Annotated in this window: 17 protein-coding genes; 11 read left to right on the forward strand and 6 right to left on the reverse strand. The window is 70.4% G+C overall.

Translation table 11 applies throughout. The annotated features are described in order from the left end of the window. Nucleotides 1–2: 2 nt before the first annotated feature. The 3 genes from AC2XR2_RS36240 to AC2XR2_RS36250 are packed head-to-tail and all read left to right on the forward strand — an operon-like array spanning nt 3 to nt 7,530. Nucleotides 3–3,245 carry a glycosyl hydrolase family 28 protein gene (locus tag AC2XR2_RS36240; protein WP_491517366.1) on the forward strand — a complete coding sequence of 1,081 codons (3,243 nt, stop codon included), beginning with the start codon at nt 3–5 and terminating at the stop codon, nt 3,243–3,245. Then, entirely contained in the window at nt 3,242–5,491 is a 2,250-nt protein-coding gene (locus AC2XR2_RS36245; protein WP_491517367.1) for an alpha-galactosidase, read from the forward strand. Before AC2XR2_RS36240 ends, AC2XR2_RS36245 begins: the two co-directional genes overlap by 4 nt. A gap of 11 nt (nt 5,492–5,502) precedes the next feature. After that, entirely contained in the window at nt 5,503–7,530 is a 2,028-nt protein-coding gene (locus AC2XR2_RS36250; protein WP_491517368.1) for a PQQ-dependent sugar dehydrogenase, read from the forward strand. 57 nt (nt 7,531–7,587) lie between these two features. Here AC2XR2_RS36250 and AC2XR2_RS36255 read toward each other — a convergent pair whose 3' ends face one another. Further along, nucleotides 7,588–9,414: an AMP-dependent synthetase/ligase gene (locus tag AC2XR2_RS36255; RefSeq protein WP_381304377.1), complete on the reverse strand. Its 1,827-nt coding sequence runs from the start codon at nt 9,412–9,414 to the stop codon at nt 7,588–7,590. A 249-nt stretch (nt 9,415–9,663) separates the two neighbouring features. Then, nucleotides 9,664–11,163: an MFS transporter gene (locus AC2XR2_RS36260; protein WP_491517369.1), complete on the reverse strand. Its 1,500-nt coding sequence runs from the start codon at nt 11,161–11,163 to the stop codon at nt 9,664–9,666. Nucleotides 11,164–11,283: 120 nt separating this feature from the next. Between AC2XR2_RS36260 and AC2XR2_RS36265 the strand changes: the two genes are divergently transcribed. Further along, nucleotides 11,284–12,276 (forward strand): Lrp/AsnC family transcriptional regulator, encoded by a 993-nt coding sequence (locus AC2XR2_RS36265; protein ID WP_491517370.1) that lies wholly within the window; start codon nt 11,284–11,286, stop codon nt 12,274–12,276. 43 nt (nt 12,277–12,319) lie between these two features. On the opposite strand, the gene AC2XR2_RS36270 is transcribed toward AC2XR2_RS36265, so the two are convergent. Further along, the gene (locus AC2XR2_RS36270; protein WP_491517371.1) at nt 12,320–13,183 is read right to left on the reverse strand and encodes a LysR substrate-binding domain-containing protein; all 864 of its coding nucleotides are present in this window, start codon (nt 13,181–13,183) and stop codon (nt 12,320–12,322) included. Between the two features lie 181 nt (nt 13,184–13,364). Between AC2XR2_RS36270 and AC2XR2_RS36275 the strand changes: the two genes are divergently transcribed. Beyond that, complete coding sequence (locus tag AC2XR2_RS36275; RefSeq protein WP_381304445.1) at nt 13,365–14,402, forward strand: bile acid:sodium symporter family protein; 1,038 nt, start codon at nt 13,365–13,367, stop codon at nt 14,400–14,402. Here the strand turns inward: AC2XR2_RS36275 and AC2XR2_RS36280 are convergent. Further along, entirely contained in the window at nt 14,338–15,570 is a 1,233-nt protein-coding gene (locus AC2XR2_RS36280; protein ID WP_491517372.1) for a DUF5005 domain-containing protein, read from the reverse strand. The genes AC2XR2_RS36275 and AC2XR2_RS36280 overlap by 65 nt on opposite strands. Before the next feature lie 164 nt (nt 15,571–15,734). Here AC2XR2_RS36280 and AC2XR2_RS36285 point away from each other — a divergent pair, with 164 nt between their 5' ends. Then, nucleotides 15,735–16,262, forward strand: a complete 528-nt coding sequence (locus AC2XR2_RS36285) for an isochorismatase family protein (protein WP_381304386.1) — start codon at nt 15,735–15,737, stop codon at nt 16,260–16,262. A gap of 13 nt (nt 16,263–16,275) precedes the next feature. Here AC2XR2_RS36285 and fdhD read toward each other — a convergent pair whose 3' ends face one another. Beyond that, on the reverse strand, nt 16,276–17,124 hold the full coding sequence (gene fdhD / locus AC2XR2_RS36290) for a formate dehydrogenase accessory sulfurtransferase FdhD (protein WP_381304389.1): 849 nt from the start codon (nt 17,122–17,124) through the stop codon (nt 16,276–16,278). A 234-nt stretch (nt 17,125–17,358) separates the two neighbouring features. On the opposite strand from fdhD, the gene AC2XR2_RS36295 reads away from it, so the two are divergent. The 4 genes from AC2XR2_RS36295 (at nt 17,359) to AC2XR2_RS36310 (ending at nt 20,687) form a co-directional block, all read left to right on the forward strand. Then, nucleotides 17,359–18,693 (forward strand): OFA family MFS transporter, encoded by a 1,335-nt coding sequence (locus AC2XR2_RS36295; RefSeq protein WP_449349204.1) that lies wholly within the window; start codon nt 17,359–17,361, stop codon nt 18,691–18,693. After that, nucleotides 18,659–18,796, forward strand: coding sequence for an MFS transporter small subunit (locus tag AC2XR2_RS36300; protein WP_330263411.1), 138 nt, complete (start codon nt 18,659–18,661; stop codon nt 18,794–18,796). Before AC2XR2_RS36295 ends, AC2XR2_RS36300 begins: the two co-directional genes overlap by 35 nt. Before the next feature lie 147 nt (nt 18,797–18,943). Beyond that, nucleotides 18,944–19,882, forward strand: coding sequence for a beta-ketoacyl-ACP synthase III (locus AC2XR2_RS36305; RefSeq protein ID WP_491517373.1), 939 nt, complete (start codon nt 18,944–18,946; stop codon nt 19,880–19,882). 127 nt (nt 19,883–20,009) lie between these two features. After that, the gene (locus AC2XR2_RS36310) at nt 20,010–20,687 is read left to right on the forward strand and encodes a GntR family transcriptional regulator (protein ID WP_330263409.1); all 678 of its coding nucleotides are present in this window, start codon (nt 20,010–20,012) and stop codon (nt 20,685–20,687) included. 3 nt (nt 20,688–20,690) lie between these two features. Here AC2XR2_RS36310 and AC2XR2_RS36315 read toward each other — a convergent pair whose 3' ends face one another. Beyond that, nucleotides 20,691–21,521 (reverse strand): NAD(P)H-binding protein, encoded by an 831-nt coding sequence (locus tag AC2XR2_RS36315; RefSeq protein WP_491517374.1) that lies wholly within the window; start codon nt 21,519–21,521, stop codon nt 20,691–20,693. A 228-nt stretch (nt 21,522–21,749) separates the two neighbouring features. Here AC2XR2_RS36315 and AC2XR2_RS36320 point away from each other — a divergent pair, with 228 nt between their 5' ends. After that, on the forward strand, nt 21,750–22,931 hold the full coding sequence (locus AC2XR2_RS36320) for an ROK family transcriptional regulator (protein ID WP_330263407.1): 1,182 nt from the start codon (nt 21,750–21,752) through the stop codon (nt 22,929–22,931). Nucleotides 22,932–22,935 lie beyond the last annotated feature (4 nt).

A 22,935-nucleotide genomic window follows, 5' to 3' on the forward strand; every position in this document is an offset into this window, starting at 1 on the left:
CCTTGACACCCCCCACCACTGCTCCACGCGCGCGAGCGGCGGCGATCGTCCTCTTCGTCGTCGCCCTCGTCCTCGGACTCGGCCACCCTGCGGCCCCGGCCACCCCGCGGGACCCGTCCCGGGGCGCCGCCGTCTTCGACGTACGCGACTACGGCGCCAAGGGAGACGGCTCCGCCAATGACACCCCCGCCGTCAACAAGGCGATCACCGCGGCGAGTTCGGCGGCGGGCGGCGGAGTCGTCCGCTTCCCGCCCGGTGACTACACGTCGAAGAACACCATCCACATGAAGAGCCATGTGACGCTCCGGCTCGACAAGGGCGCCACTCTTCAGGGCTCCGGCGCCGACACCTACGACAAGGCCGAGTCCAACCCGTACGACGCCTACCAGGACTACGGGCACAGCCACTTCCGCGACGCGATGATCCACGGCGACCGGCTGACCGACATCGGCTTCGTCGGCGAGGGCGTCATCGACGGCATGGGCAACCTGATCACCGGCAACCCCAAGTCCGGCGAGGCCGACAAGATCATCTCGCTGACCCGGTGCGACGGACTCACGATCGGCGACGGCCTCACCCTCCGCCGCGGCGGCCACTTCGCGGCGCTCGTCAACGGCTGCACGAACGTGACGTCGGACCGCCTGACCATCGACACCGCGAGCGACCGCGACGGCTGGAACATCATCTCCACGACGAACGTCACGGTGACGAACGCGACCATCAGGGCCAACGACGACGCCCTGGTCTTCAAGAGCGACTACGCCCTCGGCGCCAAGCTCCCCAACGGCCACGTCCGCGTCGACGACAGCTTCCTGTCGGCCCGTTGCTGCAACGCCCTCATGTTCGGCTCGGAGACCTGCGGCGACTTCTCGGACTACCGGTTCGAGAACATCCGTATCGACGGCGCCGACAAGTCCGGCCTCGGCATGGTGTCGATGGACGGCGCGAAGATCTCCGACGTCCACTACCGCGACATCACCATGACGAACGTGCACTCGCCGATCCTGCAGAAGATCGGTACGCGAAAGCGGTGCGGAAACAGCCCCGGGGTCGGATCGATCAGCGACATCACGTACGACAACGTCACGGCCACCGGCAGCAGCCCGTCCTTCAGCCCGACCCTGTGGGGCGAGACCGGCCACCGCATCAAGGGCGTGACCTTCACCGACGTCGACATCACGGTCCCGGGCGGCAGCGGCACCATGTCCACCGGCGTGCCGGCCAACGACCCGAACGACTACAACCCCAAGGCCATCGGCACCCGTCCGGCCTACGGCTGGTACCTCCACAACGCCGACGACGTCCGGTTCACCGACAGCTCGGTGAAGTTCGCCGCGGACGACGGCCGGCCCGCGTTCATCGCCAACGCGGCCGACGGCATCCGGCTCACCCGCTTCACCGCGCAGAAGGGCTCCGGCTCCCCGTACGACGTGGGCCTCCAGGACGCCACCGGCGTCTGCCTGACGGACAGCCACACCACCTCCGGGGGCGCCCTGCGGGTCTCGGGAAGCCAGGACTGCGGCAGTACGGCGGTGAAGCCGCTCGACCTGGAGAACCCCCGCCAGGACTTCCTGCGCGACTCCGTCGGCGGCCTCTTCCTGCACTGGGGCCTGCGCACCGCACCCGCCCACACCAGCTGCACCGCCTGGGAGAACGATGTCACGAACGGGGGCTGGACACCCGACTACTGGGTCAAGGAGGCCCAGAAGCTGCACACCCAGTACCTCGTCCTCGCCAGCTTCCACAGCCGCCTGGGCTACGCCCGACCCTGGCCCTCCAAGATCCCCGGCTCCTGCTCCACCAAGAGGGACTTCCTCGGCGAGCTGATCACGGCCGCCAAGGCCAAGGGCATGAAGGTCATCCTCTACATGACCAACGACCCCCAATGGCACGCCGAGGGCGGCCACGAGTGGCTCGACTCCGCCGCGTACTCCTCCTACAAGGGCAAGAACGTCGACCTGACCACCAACGACGGCTTCGGGCAGTTCAGTTACGACAACTTCTTCGAGGTCATGGACCGCTATCCCGAACTCGGCGGCTTCTGGATCGACAACGACAGCTCCTACTGGGAGAGCCACGACCTCTACCGGCAGATCTACGACAAGCGTCCGAACTACACGCTCAGCAACAACAACGAAGACACGCCGATCATGGACATGATCAGCAACGAGCAGAAGACGGGCATGACCCCGGCCTACGACTACCCGCAGGCCGTCTACACCGCCCAACCCCGCCTCACCGAGGCCGACTTCAAGCTGCCCTCCACCGGCGCGTGGTGGTACGACGGCTCGAACCCCTCCGTCGACCGCGCGCTCACCCTCGGCCGCCTGATCACCAACGCGGGCTCCTCGGTGAAGGCGCTGATGGCCGAGACCGCCCAGGTCGACGGCACATTCCCGGCCAACCAGGCCGCCTTCAACACCTTCGCCGACTCCTACCTCGACCCCATCTGGGAGTCCCTGCACGGCACCGAGGGCGGCGGCTACCTGTACGGCGGCCTCAAACCCGGCGCCTGGAACGACGGCGCCTACGGCGTCACGACCATCGCGAAGGCCGACGCCGACCGGCAGTACGTGCACGTCCTGACCCCGCCGAGCACCAGCACCCTGCGCGTGCGGGACAACGGCTACCGCATCGCCTCGGTCACCAACCTCCGTACCGGCAAGGCGATTTCGTGGTCCCAGTCCGGTGGCGTACTCACCCTGACCGGCCTGGGTGACTGGGACCCGTACGACACCGTCTTCAAGGTCACCACCGCCGGCCGTCAAGGCATTCTCAGCGGCGTCAAGGTGAGCGCGAGCGCCTCGGCGAGCGGGCACACGGGCCAGGCCGCCGGTGACCGCGACTACCTCACCTACTGGGACAGCAACAAGACGCTGCCGGTGAACCTCACCTTCGACCTCGGCTCGGCGAAGAAGGTGCAGTACCTCGGCCTCAACCAGCGCGAGGACTCCGTCGCCTACGCCCGCTCGGACACCGAGCAGTCCGCGCGGATCAAGGACTACAAGGTGTACCTGAGCAACGACGGCTCGACCTGGGGGAGCGCGGTCAAGACCGGTCAGCTGCCAAGTCGCCGCGGAATCCAGGGCATTGACCTCACCGCGGCCAACGCCCGGTACGTCCGCCTGGAGGTCGACACCACCTGGGCCGCCGCCACCGACACCACCCGCTACAAGCGCCTGCGTATCGACGAGGCGTGGATCGGCACGTCGTACGCCACACCCGCGAACGGGGGACAGTCATGATCCGCATCAGATCGCTCACGGCCACGGTGGTCGGCCTGCTCCTCGCCGCGACGGTGCCGCTCATGAGCAGCGCCCATCCGGCGGCCGCCTCCGACAACGGGCAGTCCGTCCGGCCCGCCATGGGCTGGTCCAGCTGGAGTTTCGTGCGCCGCACGCCCACCGAGGCGAAGATCAAGGCGCAGGCCGACGCCCTGGTCGCCAACGGCCTCAAGGACCACGGCTTCGTGTACGTCAACCTCGACGACTTCTGGCAGAAGTGCGACTCCAACGGCTTCGTCGTCGACTCCTACGGCCGCTGGACCGTCGACTCCGCCAAGTTCCCCTCCGGCATCAAGGCCCTCGCCTACTACGTCCACTCCAAGGGCCTGAAGTTCGGCTTCTACGTCACCCCCGGCATCGCGAAGAACGCCGTGCTGAAGAACACCCCGATCGAGGGCACGCCGTACCACGCCAAGGACATCGCGGACACCTCGAAGACCGAGAAGAACTACAACTGCAAGAACATGTACTACATCGACTACTCCAAGCCGGGCTCCCAGGAATTCGTCAACTCCTGGGCCGAACAGTTCGCGTCCTGGGGTGTCGACTACCTGAAGATCGACGGGGTGGGCAGTGCCGACATCCCCGACGTCCAGGCCTGGGACAAGGCACTGCGCGCGAGCGGACGGCCGATCAACTACGCGCTCTCCAACAACCTCCCGATCGCCGACGCCACCACCTGGCGCAAACTGGCGAACAGTTGGCGCACCCAGGGTGACGTCGAGTGCTATTGCGGACCCGGCTCCAACGGCAGCGGCTATCCGCTCACCGACTGGTCCCACGTCTCCAAGCGCTTCGACTCGGCCGCCTCCTGGCAGCCGTACGCCGGACCGGGCGGCTGGAACGACCTGGACTCACTGGAGATCGGCAACGGCGACCAGGTGGGCCTGACCGCCGACCAGCGGCGCTCCCACTTCACCCTGTGGGCGATGGCGGCCTCGCCGCTGCTGCTCGGCACCGACCTCACCCACCTCGACTCCGTCGACAAGGCGATGCTGACCAACGACCGGCTGATCGGCGTCGACCAGGACGGGGTCGCGGCCAAGCGGATCGTCAACAGCGGTGTCCGGCAGGTCTGGAGCAAGAAGGAGAGCGACGGACAGTACGTCGTGGCCCTGTTCAACACCGGCACCTCGGGCAACGCGACGGTGAGCGTGGACTGGTCGCAGGTCGGCTTCACCGGCTCCGGTGACGTCACCGACCTGTGGTCCGGCGCGCACAAGGGCGTGATCGCGGACTCCTACAGCGCGACCCTGCGCCCGGGCGAGACCCGGCTCATCCGCGTCAAGCCCGTCAACTCCGTGAAGGCGGCGGCTGCTTCACCGGGCATGGCCGTCGCTCCCTACGAGTACCTCGGCTGGGGCAGCCCCCAGAATCCCACGGCCGTGATGTCCGCGACCGGCGTCAAGTGGTTCACGCTCGCCTTCATCCTCTCCGACGGCACCTGCAACCCGAAGTGGGACGGCTCCCGCCCGCTCACCGGCGGCGACGACCAGGCGAAGATCAACGCGATCCGAGGGGCCGGCGGGGACGTGATGGTCTCCGTGGGCGGCTGGAGCGGCGCGAAGCTCGGCGAGAAGTGCTCCAGCGCCTCGGCCCTCGCCGGCGCCTACCAGAAGGTGATCAACGCCTACCAGTTGAAGGCCCTCGACATCGACATCGAGAACACCGAGTGGTCCAACGCGACCGTACGGCAGCGGGTCGTCGACGCGCTGAAGACGGTCAAGGCGAACGACCCGGGCCTGAAGACCGTCATCACCTTCGGCACCACGACCAGCGGCCCCGACTCCACCGGCGTCGACATGATCAAGCGGGCGGCGAACTCGGGCCTGGCGAACGACGTGTGGTGCATCATGCCGTTCGACTTCGGCGGTGGCACCACGAACATGGGCACCCTCACCACCCAGGCCATGGAAGGCCTCAAGGCCCGCGTCAAGTCGGCCTACGGCTACGGCGACACCACCGCCTACGCCCACATCGGCCTGTCGTCGATGAATGGCAGGACCGACGACTCCGGTGAGCGTGTCCGCGTCGCCGACTTCAAGACCATGCTCGCCTACGCCCAGCAGCACCACATCGGGCGCCTCACCTACTGGTCCGTCAACCGCGACCGCCCCTGCGGCTCGGGCACCGACGGCGACGCGTGCAGCGGCGTGACGCAGCAGCCGTACGACTACCTCAAGGTCTTCACCCAGTACACGGGCTGAGGGGAACATCCGTGAAAAACAGCAGACTTCTGCCCTACGGCCTCGCCGCCGCCCTCGCTCTGCCGCTCGCCGGCCTGAGCCAGGGCAGCGCGCTCGCGGCCACCGACTACCAGGCCGAGGACGCGGCCGTCGTGCAGGGCACGGTGGCCACCAACCACACCGGTTACACGGGCACCGGCTTCGTCGACTACACCAACGTCCAGGGCTCGTACGTGGAGTTCACGGTGAGCGCGGCCTCCGCGGGCACCACGGCCGTCACCTTCCGCTACGCCAACGGGACCACCACCGACCGCCCCATGGACATCTCCGTGAACGGCACGGTCGTGTCGCCGGCCGTCTCCTTCCCGGCCACCGCCGACTGGAACACGTGGGTCACCAAGACCGTCAACCTTCCCCTCACCGCGGGCTCCGCGAAGATCCGCGCGACCGCCACCACCGCCGCCGGAGGCCCCAACCTGGACCGCATCGGCGTCGACGCGGCCACCGACTCCCAGGCCCCGAGCCGCCCCGGACAGCCCAGTTGCTCCGAGATCGGAGAGAACGCGCTCACGCTGGCCTGGGGCGCCGCCACCGACAACGTGAGCGTGACGGCGTACGACCTCTACGAACACGGCAACAAGATCGGTGAGGCGCCCGGCAGTTCGACCAGCAAGACGCTCACCGGCCTCACCCCCGGCACCACCTACAACCTGACCGTCATCGCCCGTGACGCGGCCGGCAACACCTCACCGGCGAGCCCCGTCGTCGACTGCACCACCGAGCCCAGCTCCGACACCACCCCGCCGACCAGACCCGGCACCCTGTCCGCGGCCGACGTCACGGCGAACAGCGCCGCACTGAGCTGGGGCGCCGCCACCGACGACCGGGCGGTCGCCGGCTACGACGTGCGCAGTGACACCACCGTCTACAAGTCCGTCACCGGCACCTCGACCACACTGACCGGGCTCGCCTGCAACAGCCCGTACAGCCTGAACGTCGTCGCCCGGGACGCGGCCGGCAACGTCTCCCAGCCGAGCAACACGGTCACCTTCACCACCAAGGCCTGCGCCACCGACGGCGGCGTCCCGTCCTCCGTCGCCACCCTCTCCTCCGGCTGGACCATCCCCTGGGGCGTCTTCTGGCTGCCCGACGGCAAGACCGCACTGGTCACCGAGCGGGACGACTTCCGGGTCTGGAAGGTGACCAAGGACGGCACGAGGACGCAGGTCGGAACCGTCCCCAACGCCGTCACCACCAACGGCGAGGGCGGACTGCTCGGCGTCGCCGTCGACCCGAAGTGGGAGACCAACCACCACGTCTACTTCATGCACACCGCGTCCGAGGGCAACCGCGTGGTCCGCATGACGTACGACGGGACCGCCCTGAGCGACTACACGGTCCTCCTGCAAGGCATCAAGAAGAACCGCTACCACAACGGCGGCCGCCTCGCCTTCGGCCCCGACGGCTACCTCTACGTCTCCACCGGCGAGGCACAGACCCCGGACCTGGCGCAGGACAAGAACTCCCTCAACGGCAAGATCCTGCGCATGACGACGGACGGGAAACCGGCCCCGGGCAACCCGTTCGGCAACCTCGTCTACAGCCTCGGCCACCGCAACCCGCAGGGTCTCGCCTTCGACCGCAACGGCCGTCTGTGGGAAGCGGAGTTCGGCAACAGCTCCAAGGACGAACTCAACCTGATCAAGCCCGGCGCCAACTACGGCTGGCCGACCTGCGAAGGCACCTGCTCCACCGCGGGGATGACCAACCCGAAGGCCACCTGGAACGTCTCGGAGGCCTCGCCGAGCGGCATCGCGATCGTGCGCAACGTCGTCTACATGGCCTCCCTGCGCGGGGAACGGCTGTGGCGCATCCCGATCAACGGGGACAACGAGAGCGTCGGCACGCCGACCGCGTACTACGTGGGCACCTACGGCCGGCTGCGCACGGTCACCAAGGTGCCGGGCGCCGACCAGCTGTGGCTGTCGACCACCAACTGCGACAACAACGGAGGAGCGGCGGACGGAGCGGACAAGATCTTTCGCGTGACGATCAGCTGACCGGACCGTCAGTGCAATCGCTGACAGGTCGTCGGAGTGCGGCAGCCTGACGACCCGTCAGGCCCGGTACAGGGCCTCGACCTCGTCCGCGTACGCCGCCTCGATCGCCTTGCGCTTCAGCTTCAGCGACGGCGTCAGCAGTCCGTGCTCCTCGGTGAAGGGCTGCGCGAGGATACGGAAGGTGCGGATCGACTCGGCCTGCGAGACCAGGGTGTTGGCGGCGACCACCGCGCGCCGCACCTCGGTCTCCAGGTCGGCGTCCCGCACCAGCTGGGCCGGGGACATCCGCGGCTTGTCGCGCATCCCCAGCCAGTGCTCGACGGCCTCCTGGTCGAGGGTGACCAGGGCGGCGACGTAGGGCCGGTCGTTGCCCACCACGATGCACTGCGAGACCAGCGGATGGTCGCGCACCCGCTCCTCCAGCACCCCGGGGGACACGCTCTTGCCGCCGGAGGTCACGAGGATCTCCTTCTTGCGGCCGGTGATGGTGAGATAGCCGTCCTCGTCGAGGGAGCCCAGGTCACCGGTGGCGAGCCAGCCGTCGTGCAGGGTCTCGTCGGTGGCCTTCTCGTTGTTGAGGTAGCCCTGGAAGATGTTGTTGCCGTACAGCCAGATCTCGCCGTCGTCCGCGATGTGCACGGTCATGCCGGGGATGGGCTGGCCGACCGTGCCGTAGCGGGTGCGCTCGGGCGGGTTGGCGGTGGCGGCCGCCGTGGACTCGGTGAGGCCGTACCCCTCGTAGATGTGCACACCGGCGCCGGCGAAGAACAGTCCCAGCTTGCGGTCCATGGCCGAACCGCCGGTCATGGCCTGCTTGATACGGCCGCCCATCGCCGCCCGCATCTTGGAGTAGACGAGCTTGTCGAAGAGCTGGTGCTGCATCCTTAGCCCCGCCGACGGGCCGGGCCCGAGCCCCCAGGCCTTGGCCTCCATGGCCTCCGCGTACTTCACGGCCACGTCGACGGCCTTCTCGAACGGCCCCGCCTTGCCCTCCTTCTCGGCCTTGCGGCGGGAGGCGTTGAAGACCTTCTCGAAGATGTACGGCACCCCGAGGAAGAACGTCGGCTTGAATGCGGCGAGGTCCGGCAGCAGGGCGGCCGCGTTCATCTGCGGCTGGTGGCCGAAACGCACCCCGCCGCGGATCGCGGCCACCTGCACCATCCGCCCGAAGACGTGCGCGAGCGGCAGGAACAGCAGGGTCGCCGCCTCGTCGCCCTTCTTCGAGTGGAACACCGGCTCCCAGCGGTCGATGACGGTGTCCGCCTCGTACATGAAGTTGCCGTGGGTGATCACACAGCCCTTGGGGCGGCCGGTGGTGCCCGAGGTGTAGATGATCGTGGCGACCGAGTCCGGGGTGACCGCCTGCCGGTGCCGGTGCACCACGTCGTCCTCGATGGCGGCCCCCGCGTCGTACAGCTCCTGCACCGCGCCGGAGTCCAGCTGCCACAGCCGGTGCAGCTGGGGGAGCCGGTCGATGACGGTGGCGATCGTCATCGCGTGGTCCTCGTGCTCCACGATCGCGGCCGTGCACTCGGCGTCGTACAGCGCCCAGAAACACTGCTCGGCGGAGGAGGTCGGGTAGACGGGGACGACCTGCGCCCCGATCGTCCACAGCGCGAAGTCGAACAGCGTCCACTCGTAGCGGGTGCGGGACATGATCGCGACCCGGTCGCCGAAGCGGATGCCCTGGGCGAGCAGTCCCTTGGCGAGGGCCATGACCTCGTCCCGGAACTCCGCGGACGTCACGTCCCGCCACTGGCCGGTTTCGTCCTTGCGGCCGAGGGCGATGTGCAGGGGATGGTTCTGGGCATGCTCGAAGACGACGTCGGCCAGTCCGCCCACGGGGGGTGCCAACGCCAACGGAGGGTTGGTGAACTCGCGCAAACCCCGCTCCCCGCTCTCCTTGGCGCTCAGTGACGCTCCGCACAGCGCCGTGAAAGCTACCCCACCCGGACAGACGGCGGGAGGGGGGCCGAAGCCGAGCGGTGCTCAGGTATGGCCTGGTCAGTACCGGAAAATGCGCTCACATAGGGAAGGGTCGGACACAGAACTGACGGTTTGAGAAAGGTTCGGAGCCGTAATCTCCACTGAATCTGTACGACCCGACTACGGCTCGCGATCTTGGTGAAACGGTTATGCCCTGGGCGCCGCCCCCTCTTCCCTCAGCGTCACCGGCGCGGAATCCGTCACTCCGATCCGTGTCGCGCGATCCGTCCGGACCAGGGCCAGCACCAGCGCCCCGGCGACCGTCGCGGTCAGTCCCGCGACCACGGCCGCGGAGTTCAGGCCCGAGGCGAACGCCGTCCGCAGCGTGTGTTCGGAAAGGGCGCCGCGCAGCGCGCCGGCCGCCCCGCCCGCCAGCGCGTGGGCCGCGTCCGGCGCCAGCGTGTCCCGCATCCGCGCGGTCACCACCGTGCCGTACCCGGCGATCCCGAGCGCGAAGCCGAGCTGCCGGAAGGCGTTGACGGCGCCCCCGGCCATCCCGGACCGGTCCTGCGGTACGGCGGCCAGCGCGGCGCCCGCGATCCCGGGCGCGACCAGCCCCGTACCGACCCCCAGCAGCACCATCCCCGGCACCAGCGCGGACGCCGTCGACCCCGCGTCCAGGCCCGTCATGCAGAACTGCCCCGTGCCGATCAGCAGCAGACCGCCCCCGACGGTGATCCGCGCCGGCACCCCGTGCAGCAGCCGCCCGCCGACGGCCGCCACCACGAACGACGACAGCGACAGCCACAGGAAGACCAGCCCGCCGCGCACCGGACTCATCCCGAGCAGCGTCTGCATCCAGATCGAGTCGTACGCCATCAGGCTGAACGCGGCCGCGTTGAAGGCGAGCGCACCCACCATCACTCCGGAGAACGCCGGCTTCAGGAACAGCCGCGGATCCAGCAGCGGGTCGGCACCGCGCCACTCCACGACCACGAAGGCGACCAGCGCGAGGAGGGCCGCGGCGAGCACCAGGAGGGTGCCCGTCTCGCCCCAGCCGTGCTGCCCGGCCCGCACCGCCCCGTAGGTCAGACCGCCCGCGAAGGCCGCGAAGGCCGCCGTGCCCGCCCAGTCGATCCGCCGCTCGCGCGAGCCGTGCGACTCCGGTACGACCCTCAGCGTCAGCCACACCGCGGCCACGCTCACCGGCAGATTGACGTAGAAGATCCACCGCCAGCCCGGCCCGTCCGTCAGCACCCCGCCGAGCAGCGGGCCCACCGCGGCCGCGGCGCCGCTGACCGCGCCCCACACGCCGATCGCCACCGAGCGCCGCCGGTCCCGGTAGACGGAGCCCAGCAGCGGCAGCGTGGTCGCGAGCATCGCGGCCGCCCCGAGCCCCTGGACCGCGCGCGCGGCGACCAGCAGCAGCGGACCGCTCGCCAGCCCGCACAGCAGCGAGGCCGCCGCGAACACCACGACCCCCACCACGTGCACGCGACGCCGCCCCAGGATGTCGGCCGCGGCGCCCGCGCCGAGCAGCAGCGCGGCCAGCGTCAGCGCGTACCCGTCCATCACCCACTGCAGATCGCTCAGCGACGCGTCCAGCGACCTCGCCATGTCCGGCAGCGCGACCACCGCGATCGTCACGTCCAGCAACAACATGAACGTGCTCAGACAGACGGCCGTGAGCGGCCCCCATGTGCGCATGTCCTCAACTCCTCACACTCTTCGTACGACGGATGCCGATGACTTCGTACGATGGGGCAGACCGGCCGATCAGCACGGCTGACCGCGCCCAGGTGCCGGAATCCGATACCGGAAGGCCGTATGCAGACGAAATCCCCCACCACGTCGCCCGGCTTCGACGGACTCGACCTGCGTCTGCTGTCCGCGCTGGCGCTCGACGGCCGGGCCTCCTTCAGCCGGATCGCCGCGGTGCTCGGCGTCTCCGACCAGACCGTCGCCCGCCGCTACCGCAGGCTGTGCGCCGAGGGCGGGCTGCGGGTCGTGCTGATGCGGGACGCCCACCGGCTCGGCGAGGACCAGTGGATGCTGCGGGTGCGCTGCGCCCCGGACAGCGCACCGGCCATCGGGGAGGCCCTGGCCAAGCGCTCCGACACCTACTGGGTGGGGCTCGCCTCGGGCGGCACCGAGGTCCTCTGCCTGACCCGGCCGCGAAGCCCCTTGGACCACGACGACCTCCTGCTCGGCAGGCTCCCGCGCACCCCCAGCGTGGTGGAGATCCGCGCCCACCAGCTGCTGCACCGCTTCTACGGCGGCGCGCAGAGCTGGGTCTCCAAGCTCGACGCGCTCACCGCCGCGGAGACCGAGGCGCTACGGCCCCGCCGCGCACCGGACCCGGCGCCCGCCCGGATCACCCCGCAGGACGGGCCGCTGCTCGCCGCGCTGGAGCGGGACGGCCGCGCCACCTACCCCGAGGTGCAGCGGGCCACGGGCCTCACCGAGTCCGCCGCCAAACGCCGGCTCACCGCCCTGCTCGCGTCGGGCGCCGTGTTCGTCGACTCGGAGTGCGACCCGGGGATCCTCGGCCGTCCGGTGGCCGCGATCCTGTGGATCACCGCGGCACCGGCCACGCTGCACTCCGTGGGGGAGGCGTTGGCCGGGCACACCCCGATCGCCCACGCGTCGGCGGCGACCGGACCGTGCAACATCATCGCCACCGCGCTGGCCGAGAGCACCGCCGACCTGTACGCCTACCTCAGCGGCCCGCTCGGCCGGCTGGAGGGCGTGCAGCACGTGGAGACCACGGTGTTCCTGCGACGGATCAAGCAGCTCACTTATCCGGCGCCGATGCGGTAGGGGGCAGCGGCGGTGGGTTCAGCGCCTCCGGTGGTGGGTGGGGTCACTGTCGGTGCAGGCGGTCACCGGCCGCCAGGATCGCCGCGGTCAGCGCGTCGGCCGCGCTCTGGGCGGGCGTGCGGCGTCGGCCGTGCACCAGTACGAAGTCCACCTGTCCCAGCTCCGGCAGCCCGAAGCGGTCCGGCACCCGCGCCAACCCGGGCGGCACCAGCCCGCGGGAGTGCGCCATCACTCCCAGTCCCGCCCGGGCCGCCGCGATCAGTCCGTTCAGGCTTCCGCTGGTGCAGACGATCCGCCACTCCCGCCCCTGCCGCTCCAGTGCCTCCAGGGCGAGCGCCCGGGTGATCCCCGGCGGCGGATAGACGATCAACGGCACGGGACGCTCCGCGTCCAGACGCAGCCGCTCCGCCCCGATCCACACCAGCCGGTCGTGCCACACCAGTTCACCGCGCGGGTCCTCGGGCCGCCGCTTGGCCAGCACCAGATCCAGCTTCCCGGCGGCGAGTTGCTCGTGCAGGGTGCCCGACAGCTCGACCGTCAGCTCCAGGTCCACCTCGGGATGGTCGTACCGGAAGCCCTCCAGGATCTCCGGCAGCCGGGTCAGCACGAAGTCCTCCGACGCCCCGAACCGCAGCCGCCCGCGCAGCCGGGTCCCGGTGAAGAACGCCGTCGCCTGGTCGTGCACCTCCATGATCCGGCGCGCGAAGCCGAGCATCGCCTCGCCGTCCTCGGTCAGCTCCACGGAGTGGGTGTCCCGGCTGAACAGCTGCCGGCCCGCGGCGTCCTCCAGACGCCGGACGTGCTGGCTCACGGTCGACTGGCGCACCCCGAGCCGCCGGGCGGCCTGCGTGAAGCTCAGCGTCTGCGCCACCGCCAGGAACGTACGCAACTGCGACGGGTCGTACACGCCCGTCAGGCTATCGCGAAACGTGATGACAGTCAGAGTGGTATGCGGGATTCCCGATCAAGAGGTGAAGGAGGACGATGGAGGGGGACCCCCCGTCCTGAGGGGAGGTGCCCTGCATGTCCGTACCACCGTCAACACGAGTAAGTGGAGCACCGTGAAGCGCCTGAAGTGGCCGGCCTGGATGCCGGTCGACCCGTACATCCTGTTGCTGCTCGGCACCGTGGGCCTGGCGGCCCTGGTACCGGCGCGAGGGACCTCGGCGGACGTGGCCTCCGGAGCCTCCACGGCGGCGATCGCCTTCCTCTTCTTCCTGTACGGCGCCCGCCTCTCCACCCGCGAGGCCCTGGACGGCCTCAGGCACTGGCGGCTGCACGTCACCGTCCTCGCCTGCACCTTCGTGGTCTTCCCGCTGCTGGGCCTGGCCGCCCGAGGACTCGTCCCGGTCTTCCTGACGGACCCGCTCTACCAGGGCCTGCTCTTCCTCACCCTGGTCCCCTCCACCATCCAGTCCTCGATCGCCTTCACCTCGATGGCCCGCGGCAACGTGCCCGCCGCGATCTGCGCCGGCTCCTTCTCCTCCCTGGTCGGCATCGTCGTCACCCCGCTCCTCGCGGCCGCCCTGCTCGGCAGCAGCGGCGGCGGGTTCTCGGCCGACTCGCTCCTGGAGATCGTGCTCCAGCTGCTCGTGCCGTTCCTGGCCGGGCAGTTGACCCGCCGCTGGATCGGCGGCTTCATCACCCGCCACAAGAAGGTCCTCGGGCTCGTCGACCGCGGCTCGATCCTGCTCGTCGTCTACACCGCGTTCAGCGAAGGCATGGTCCAGGGCATCTGGCACCAGGTGAGCCCGCTCAGGCTCGGCGGACTGCTGGTCGTCGAGGCCGTCCTGCTCGCCCTGATGCTCGCCCTGACCTGGTACGGCGCCAAGGCGCTCCGCTTCGGCCGCGAGGACCGCATCGCCATCCAGTTCGCCGGCTCGAAGAAGTCCCTCGCCTCCGGACTGCCCATGGCCAGCGTCCTGTTCGGCGCGCACGCCTCACTCGCCGTGCTGCCGCTGATGCTGTTCCACCAGATGCAGCTGATGGTGTGCGCGGTGATCGCCAAGCGCCGCTCCCACGACCCGGTCCCGGAGGACACCGCCGAGGAGACCAGGGGCGTCAGCGGCGCGGGACCAGCCGCAGCGTCACGAACCGCGGTCGGTACAGCGACACGTTCCGGTTGAGCTGCGCCGAAGCCCCCGCCGTCTCCAGCCAGTTGACGTCGTAACTGAGCACCAGCCGCCCGTCGCCGCCCCTGGACACCGCCGGATGCGCCTGCGGATTGTAGGCGGCGACCTGGCCCGCCGGCAGGGACGGGGTGAAGTCCCCCTCCGGGCCGTGCCAGGGACCGGCGGGGGAACACGCCCAGTAGGAGGTCACGGCCGCGAGTCCCTTCGTCCCCGCGGCCATGGTGAACAGCACGTACGTCCCGTCCTGCCGTACGACGGAGAAGGCGCTGCCGACCCCGGTGCGCCGCCCGTCCCCGAGCACCGGGCGGGGCCGGGCGCCCGTCGTCCAGGCCGAGCCGTCCCAGTACTCCCAGGCACCCGGCTCCGCGAGGCCGCCCACCGGCACCCGGGCCACATAGGCGGAGGAGGCGTCCCGGGACGCGGCCTGGCCGTCGTCGCCCCCGAAGACGTACGTCCACTCGCCCTGTTCGACCAGCGTGGTCCCGAACAGCACCCGCCGGGACGGGTCCTCGACCCGCTGCTCGTCCAGGACCTTCGTGATCGACTCGACGCGCAGGTCGGGCAGGGACAGCGTGGCGACCTCGGTGGCGGTCGGCACGCCGTAGATCCAGGGGTACTGGCCCGTCGTACGCACCCACAGCAGCACCCGGACGACCTGCTCGTCGGAGCCGGGGGAGCGGGGCTCGACGCGGGCCGCGACCGGCCAGCGCCACTGGTCCGGGGCCGGGTCCGGGAACAGCGGGGCGGGGAGGGTGGACTCCAGGCGGCCGTCGCGCATCAGCACCGCCGAGTTGCGCACCAGCGGGGCGGTGGTGTCCCGCCAGCTGTGCGGCTCCCCGAGCGGGTTGGGCGGGCCGTACACCGCGCCGAGGTAGGTGTCGGAGAACAGCCACAGCAGGCGGCCGTCCGGCAACCGCACCGAGTGCGTCCCGTCCCCGCCGGTCCAGTCGTCGCCGCGGCCGGCGTCGTCGCCGTAGCGGGCGAACTCGGCGGTGAGCCGGTCGTCGGCCGACCAGGAGCCGATGGTGCGCGGGGTGCAGTCGCCCTCGTCGCCGTCGTCGCGGCCGGGCAGCACGGTCACCACGACGGCCGCCAGCACCAGCGCCAGCAGCAGGCCGACACCGGTCCCGCTCCGCCGGCGCACTCGTCCGTCCTCGGGCACGGTTCGCGACGTTAGCGGCTGCCGCTCGGCTGGTCCATGGGGGGCCGGGGGGTGGTGGGGCGGAGGCGGGGACACCGGGGTCTCGGAAGCGATGTTCGTGGAGGCGTCGGGGCGGGGATCACGGATCTCCGGCACGGAGGGCTGACGGCGGATAACGTTCCGTCATGACCGCACCTCTCGCGCTCGACCCCGCCCGCACCGCCCTCGTGCTCGTCGACCTGATGGACCGCATCGTCGCGCTGCCCCTGGAACCCCGCAAGGGCACCGAAGTCCTGTCCGCCGCGGAGGAGTTGGCGACCGCCTTCCGGGCGGTCGGCGCACCCGTCGTGCTGGTGCGCGTGCAACGGCCCGGCGTCGCCGACCAACCGCCCGGCAGCGGACTCGTGGCCGGACTCGCGCAGGACGGTGACATCGAGATCGTGAAGCGGACCATCGGCGCCTTCCAGGGCACCGATTTGGACGCGCGACTGCGTGAACTCGGCGTCACCACGCTGGTGTTCGGCGGGATCGCCACCAACCTCGGTGTCGAGTCGACGGCCCGTGCCGCGGGGGACCTCGGCTACGACCTGGTCTTCGTCGAGGACGCCATGGCCGCCTTCACCGCGGCCGAGCACGAGGCGTCGACGCGGCTCGACTTTCCGCGCCTGGGCACGGTGGTGACGGTGGATCAGGTGCGCTTCACGACGGACTGAGCGGTGGACGTGGTCAGTTCGTGGCGGCCGTGGCCCGCAGGGCGAGCCGGTGTTCGCCCGCGTACACGTTCATGGAGCTGCCCCGCAGGAAGCCCACCAGCGTCAGTCCCGTCTCCGCCGCCAGGTCGACCGCCAGCGACGACGGCGCGGAGACCGCGGCGAGCACCGGGATGCCGGCCATCACGGCCTTCTGCGCGAGCTCGAAGGACGCCCGGCCGGAGACCAGCAGAATCGTGCGGGACAGCGGCAGGTCGCCGTTCTGCAGGGCGCGGCCGACCAGCTTGTCGACCGCGTTGTGCCGGCCCACGTCCTCCCGTACGTCGACCAGTTCGCCGTCCTCGGTGAACAGGGCGGCGGCATGCAGCCCCCCGGTCCGGTCGAACACCCGCTGGGCCGCGCGCAACCGGTCGGGCAGGGTCGCCAGCAGGTCCGGGTCCACGCGGACCGCGGGGGTGTCCGCTATCGGCCAGCGGGCCGTCGTGCGGACCGCGTCGAGGCTCGCCTTGCCGCACAGGCCGCAGGAGGAGGTCGTGTAGACGTTCCGCTCCAGCGTGATGTCGGGGATCACCACGCCCGGCGCGGTCTTCACGTCCACGACGTTGTACGTGTTCGAGCCGTCGACGGTGGCGCCCGCGCAGTAGACGATGTTCTGGAGGTCGCCCTGCTCGGCGAGCACCCCCTCGCTCACCAGGAAACCGGCGGCGAGCGCGAAGTCGTCGCCGGGGGTGCGCATGGTGATCGCGAGCGGCTTGCCGTTCAGCCGGATCTCCAGCGGTTCCTCGGCGACCAGGGTGTCCGGCCGGGACGAGACCGCCCCGTCGCGGATGCGGATCACCTTGCGTCGTTCCGTGACTCGTCCCATATGTGTCTCAGTCCCGGTTCTGTACGTGCTGGTGGCGACCTTCACGATCTCATTGTCCTGCACATGGAGTGTGAACTCACAGCCCATACTGTCTACAGTATGAAGCCTGGCTGAGGCGGAGCAAGAGGTCTGGTCCACCGGTTCGACCGTTCGTCGCGTGCTGGATACCGCTCATCGCATACGGTCGACGCGCCGCCTTTTCAACTTCCTTGTCAGTTCCTACCGTTCGGGATCATGAGTCCCCCTGTCGCGCCCCCGGGCTGGAGCCGCTGGCTCGTCCCCCCGGCCGCTCTCTCGGTCCATCTCTCCATCGGCCAGGCCTACGCCTGGTCCGTGTTCAAGCCGCCGCTCGAGTCCGCGCTCGGCCTCAGCGGCACGCAGAGCGCACTGCCCTTCCAGCTCGGCATCGTGATGCTCGGCCTGTCCGCCGCGTTCGGCGGCACCCTGGTCGAGCGCAACGGGCCCCGCTGGGCGATGACCGTGGCGCTGATCTGCTTCTCCTCCGGCTTCCTGCTGTCCGCGCTGGGCGCGGCCACCGAGCAGTACTGGCTGATCGTCCTCGGCTACGGCTTCGTCGGCGGCATAGGCCTCGGCATCGGCTACATCTCCCCGGTCTCCACCCTGATCAAGTGGTTCCCCGACCGGCCCGGCATGGCCACCGGCATCGCCATCATGGGCTTCGGCGGCGGCGCGCTCATCGCCTCGCCCTGGTCGGCGCAGATGCTGGAGTCCTTCGGCTCCGACAGCTCCGGGATCGCCCTCGCGTTCCTCGTGCACGGGCTGTCGTACGCCGTCTTCATGCTCCTCGGCGTCCTGCTGGTGCGCGTGCCGCGCAGCGAGAAGCCGGTCGAGAGTGCGCCGAGCGCCTTCGAGGGGCCGCAGGTCTCGGCGCGCAACGCCGTGCGCACGCCCCAGTTCTGGTGTCTGTGGGTCGTGCTCTGCATGAACGTGACCGCGGGCATCGGCATCCTGGAGAAGGCCGCCCCGATGATCACGGACTTCTTCAAGGACACCTCGACCCCGGTCTCGGTGTCGGCCGCGGCCGGCTTCGTCGCGCTGCTCTCGGCGGCCAACATGGCGGGCCGGATCGGCTGGTCCTCCACCTCCGACCTGATCGGACGCAAGAACATCTACCGCGTCTACCTGGGCGTCGGCGCGGTGATGTACGGGCTCATCGCGCTGTTCGGCGACTCCTCCAAGCCGCTGTTCGTCCTGTGCGCGCTCGTGATCCTGTCGTTCTACGGCGGCGGCTTCGCGACCGTACCGGCGTACCTGAAGGACCTCTTCGGCACCTACCAGGTCGGCGCCATCCACGGCCGGCTGCTCACCGCCTGGTCGACGGCCGGTGTCCTCGGGCCGCTGATCGTGAACTGGATCGCCGACCGGCAGGAGGACGCCGGCAAGAGCGGGTCCGCCCTCTACGGCCTCTCCTTCATGATCATGATCGGGCTGCTCGTCGTCGGCTTCGTCGCCAACGAACTGGTCAGGCCCGTCAACGCCCGCCACCACATCCCCGCCCCGAGGGAGGCCGCCGATGTCACAGCCCGACAGCAGCCAGAGTCCGCCTGACCGGCGCCCGCTGATCGCCCTCGCCTGGGTCTGGGTGGGCGCGCCGCTCGCCTACGGGCTCTACGAGCTCGTCCAGAAGGCGACCCAGCTGTTCACCGGGTAACTGTTCGGCAGGTGTTCGGGCGTCCGAGGGTGTGAGGGAAGCCGACAACTCGGGCGCCCGATTCCTGTGGCCTTACGTGCCCGCGTACCCGTGAGTCACTGATCAGACTGGTGGATCCCGCTACCCAAGGCAACGAGGGGGACCCCCATGAACGGCTCGCGGATCGCCGCAGTCGGCCACTACCAGCCCGCCAAGGTGCTCACCAACGAGGACCTGGCGGCTCTGGTCGACACCAGCGACGAGTGGATCAGGTCCCGGGTGGGCATCCGTACCCGCCACATCGCCGGTCCCGACGAGCCGGTCGACGAGCTCGCCGCGCACGCCGCCGCGAAGGCGTTGGCCGCGGCCGGGCTGGCGCCCGCCGACATCGACCTGGTCCTGGTCGCCACCTCGACGGCCGTGGACCGCTCCCCGAACATGGCCGCCCGGGTCGCGTCCCGGCTCGGCATCCCTTCGCCCGCCGCCATGGACGTCAACGTGGTGTGCGCCGGTTTCACCCATGCGCTGGCCACCGCCGACCACACGGTCCGGGCCGGTGCGGCGACCCGGGCGCTGGTCATCGGCGCCGACAAGATGTCCGCGGTGACCGACTGGAGCGACCGCACCACGTGTGTGCTCGTCGGCGACGGGGCGGGCGCGGCGGTCGTCGAGGGGGCCGACGTCCCCGGTATCTCGCCGGTGCTGTGGGGGTCGGTGCCGGAGATGGGGCACGCCGTGCGGATCGAGGGCGAGCCGGCACGGTTCGCGCAGGAGGGGCAGAGCGTCTACCGCTGGGCGACCACCAAGCTCCCGGCGCTGGCCCGGCAGGCCTGTGAGCGGGCGGGGCTCACCCCCGCCGACCTGGCCGCGGTGGTCCTGCACCAGGCCAACCTGCGGATCATCGAACCCCTCTCGGAGAAGATCGGCGCCGTCAACGCGGTGGTCGCCCGCGATGTGACGGAGTCCGGCAACACCTCGGCGGCGAGCATCCCGATGGCCTTCTCCAAGCTGGTCGAGCAGGGCGAGATCTCCACCGGGGACCCGGTCCTGCTCTTCGGCTTCGGCGGCAACCTGTCGTACGCGGGTCAGGTCGTCCGCTGCCCATGACCCACGGGATGTGAGGGGTCCTGGGGAGCCCTGGGGAGTCCGACGCACGGTTTACCTGTCGTCGCAACGCCGTAGACTGTAGACAAAACGCAATGGACAAGTCCGCCTGTCGAGGAGGGGGACCGCGATGCTGTCGACAGGACTGCCGCAGGGATCCGTGCCGAAACTCGAACGCCCCGGTCCGTTGCGGGATCGCGTGTACGAGGCGTTGCTGGAGCTGATCACCACGCGTGCGCTTCAGCCGGGTCAGCATCTGGTGGAGAGTGAGCTGGCCGGTCATCTGGGGGTGTCGCGGCAGCCGGTGCGGGAGGCGTTGCAGCGGCTGAACACCGAGGGGTGGGTGGATCTACGGCCCGCCCAGGGTGCGTTCGTGCATGAGCCGACGGACGAGGAGGCGGACCAACTCCTGACGGTCCGCACCTTGTTGGAGGCGGAGGCGGCCCGGCTGGCTGCCGCGAACGCGGGCAGTGCCGGGATCGCCGCCCTGGAAGCGCTGTGCGCGGAGGGCGAGGAGGCTGTGGCCGCGGATGACGTGGATGCCGCGGTCGCCCTGAACGCCCGCTTCCACGCGAAGGTCATGGAGTTGGCGGGCAACGCGGTCCTTGCCGAGTTGGCGGGGCAGGTGGATCGGCGGGTGCGGTGGTACTACACGCCGATCGCCCGGCAGCGTGGCCGGCAGTCCTGGATCGAGCACCGCGCGCTGATCGCCGCGATCGCCGACCGGGACCAGCGCCGCGCGACAGAGCTGATGCGGGAGCACACCGAGCACACACGGACGTCGTATCACGCGCGTCAGCGGTCGTAGCGCCTAGAACGCGTCGGCGTGGGCCTGCGCCCACTGGCTGAACGTGCGCGGCGGTCGACCGGTGACCTGCTCCACCGTGGGCAGCACCACCGACTCGTCCAGAGTGCCGTCGACGAAGAAGCTGAAGAAGGCGTCGACGTACGGCTTCGGCATGCCGGACGCCTCCAGTTCCGTGCGGGTCTCCTCGGGCGTCAGCCCCACGGCGCGCAGGTCCCGGCCCAGTGCCGCACCGAGGATCCGGACCCGGTCGCCGGGCAACAGCGCCTCGGGGCCGGTGAGTTCGAGCACGCGGTCCGCCCAGTCGTCCGACAGCAGTGCGCGCAGGGCCACCTGGGCGATGTCGTAGGGGTCGATGTCGGTGGTGTACACGTCGGGGAAGGGCACCCGGACGGTGTCGCCCTTGGCGATCTGGTCCGCCAGCCGGAACGCGTTGGACATGAAACTCGTGCAGCGCAGCGACGTCCAGCGCAGCCCCGACGCGCGTACCGCGTCCTCCGCGTCGATCAGATAGCCGGCGACCGCGTTGTCCCGGTCACCCGTGCCCGCGGACCGTCCCGACAGCAGGACCACCCGCTCCACCCCCGCGTCCCGCGCGTCCGCCAGGACCTGCCGCTGCCCGCCGTAGCCGGGCATCAGGAACAGCCCCTTCACGCCGTCGAGCGCGGCCCGCAAGGACTCCGGCCGGTCGAGATCTCCCGCTACGGCCGCCACGCCCGCCGGTAACCCCTCGATCCGTCCGGAACGGCTGACCGCCCGCACCCGCTCGCCGGACCCGGACAGCGCGCGCACCAGCTCGGTCCCCACGTTCCCCGTCGCGCCCGTCACCAGAAACATGTGCTCCCCCTTCGCCGGGCCCCTCTTTGTCGGGTGTGGGCGTCCGTGGCCCATCCTGCGGGGGCGGGCGTCGGGGCGCCAGTGGGCGAGGCGTCTTTGTCCTGTGAGTGGGGAAAGTCGGCATCAATCTGTGCACAGCTTCTTCCCAGGTTGGGCAGCCACTGCTACGTTCCCCTCGAAAGCAAGCCAACGGTGGCCGAATGAGGCGGGGAGGGGCTCGTGAGACGTATGACGGCTCGACCTGCGAACGCCCATCAGGCCAAGCTGCTCAAGCTGCTGCGCGACGGAGGTCCCAACTCCCGCGCCCAGCTGGGCGACCAGATCGACCTGTCACGGTCCAAGCTGGCCGTGGAGGTGGACCGGCTGCTGGAGACGGGCCTGATCGTGGCCGACGGACTCGCCGCCTCCCGCGGTGGCCGCCGCTCCCACAACATCCGGCTCGCCCCCGCCCTGCGGTTCCTCGGCGTCGACATCGGCGCGACCTCGGTCGACGTCGCCGTCACCAACGCCGAACTGGAGATCCTGGGCCACCTCAACCAGCCGATGGACGTCCGCGAGGGCCCGGTCGCGGTCTTCGAGCAAGTGCTGTCCATGGCGGCGAAGTTGAGGGCCTCGGGGCTCGCGGAGGGTTTCGACGGCGCCGGCATCGGCGTGCCGGGACCGGTCCGCTTCCCCGAGGGCGTACCGGTCGCTCCGCCGATCATGCCCGGCTGGGACGGCTTTCCCGTACGGGAGGCGCTCAGTCAGGAACTCGGCTGTCCGGTCATGGTCGACAACGATGTGAACCTGATGGCGATGGGGGAGATGCACGCGGGTGTCGCACGCTCCGTGGGCGACTTCCTCTGCGTCAAGATCGGCACCGGTATCGGCTGCGGCATCGTCGCCGGCGGTGAGGTCCACCGCGGGGTGACGGGCAGCGCGGGCGACATCGGGCACATCCAGGCCGTGCCCGACGGCCGCCCGTGCGCCTGCGGCAACCGGGGCTGCCTGGAAGCCCACTTCAGCGGCGCGGCCCTCGCCCGGGACGCCGTGGAGGCGGTCGAGCAGGGCCGGTCGGAGGAACTCGCCGCCCGGCTCGACGCGAACGGCGCTCTGACGGCCGCCGACGTCGCCGTCGCCGCTGCCGCCGGTGACGCCACCGCCCTCGACCTGATCCGCGAGGGCGGCAACCGGACCGGCCAGGTCATCGCCGGACTCGTCTCCTTCTTCAACCCGGGCCTGGTGGTGATCGGCGGCGGGGTGACCGGCCTCGGCCACACCCTCCTCGCCGCGATCCGCACCCAGGTCTACCGCCAGTCGCTGCCGCTGGCGACCGGCAACCTGCCCATCGTGCTGGGGGAGTTGGGACCCACCGCCGGAGTCATCGGCGCGGCCCGGCTCATCAGCGACCACCTCTTCTCACCCGCGTAAGCGC

This window comes from Streptomyces sp. LS-MS-L19, assembly GCF_058382285.1.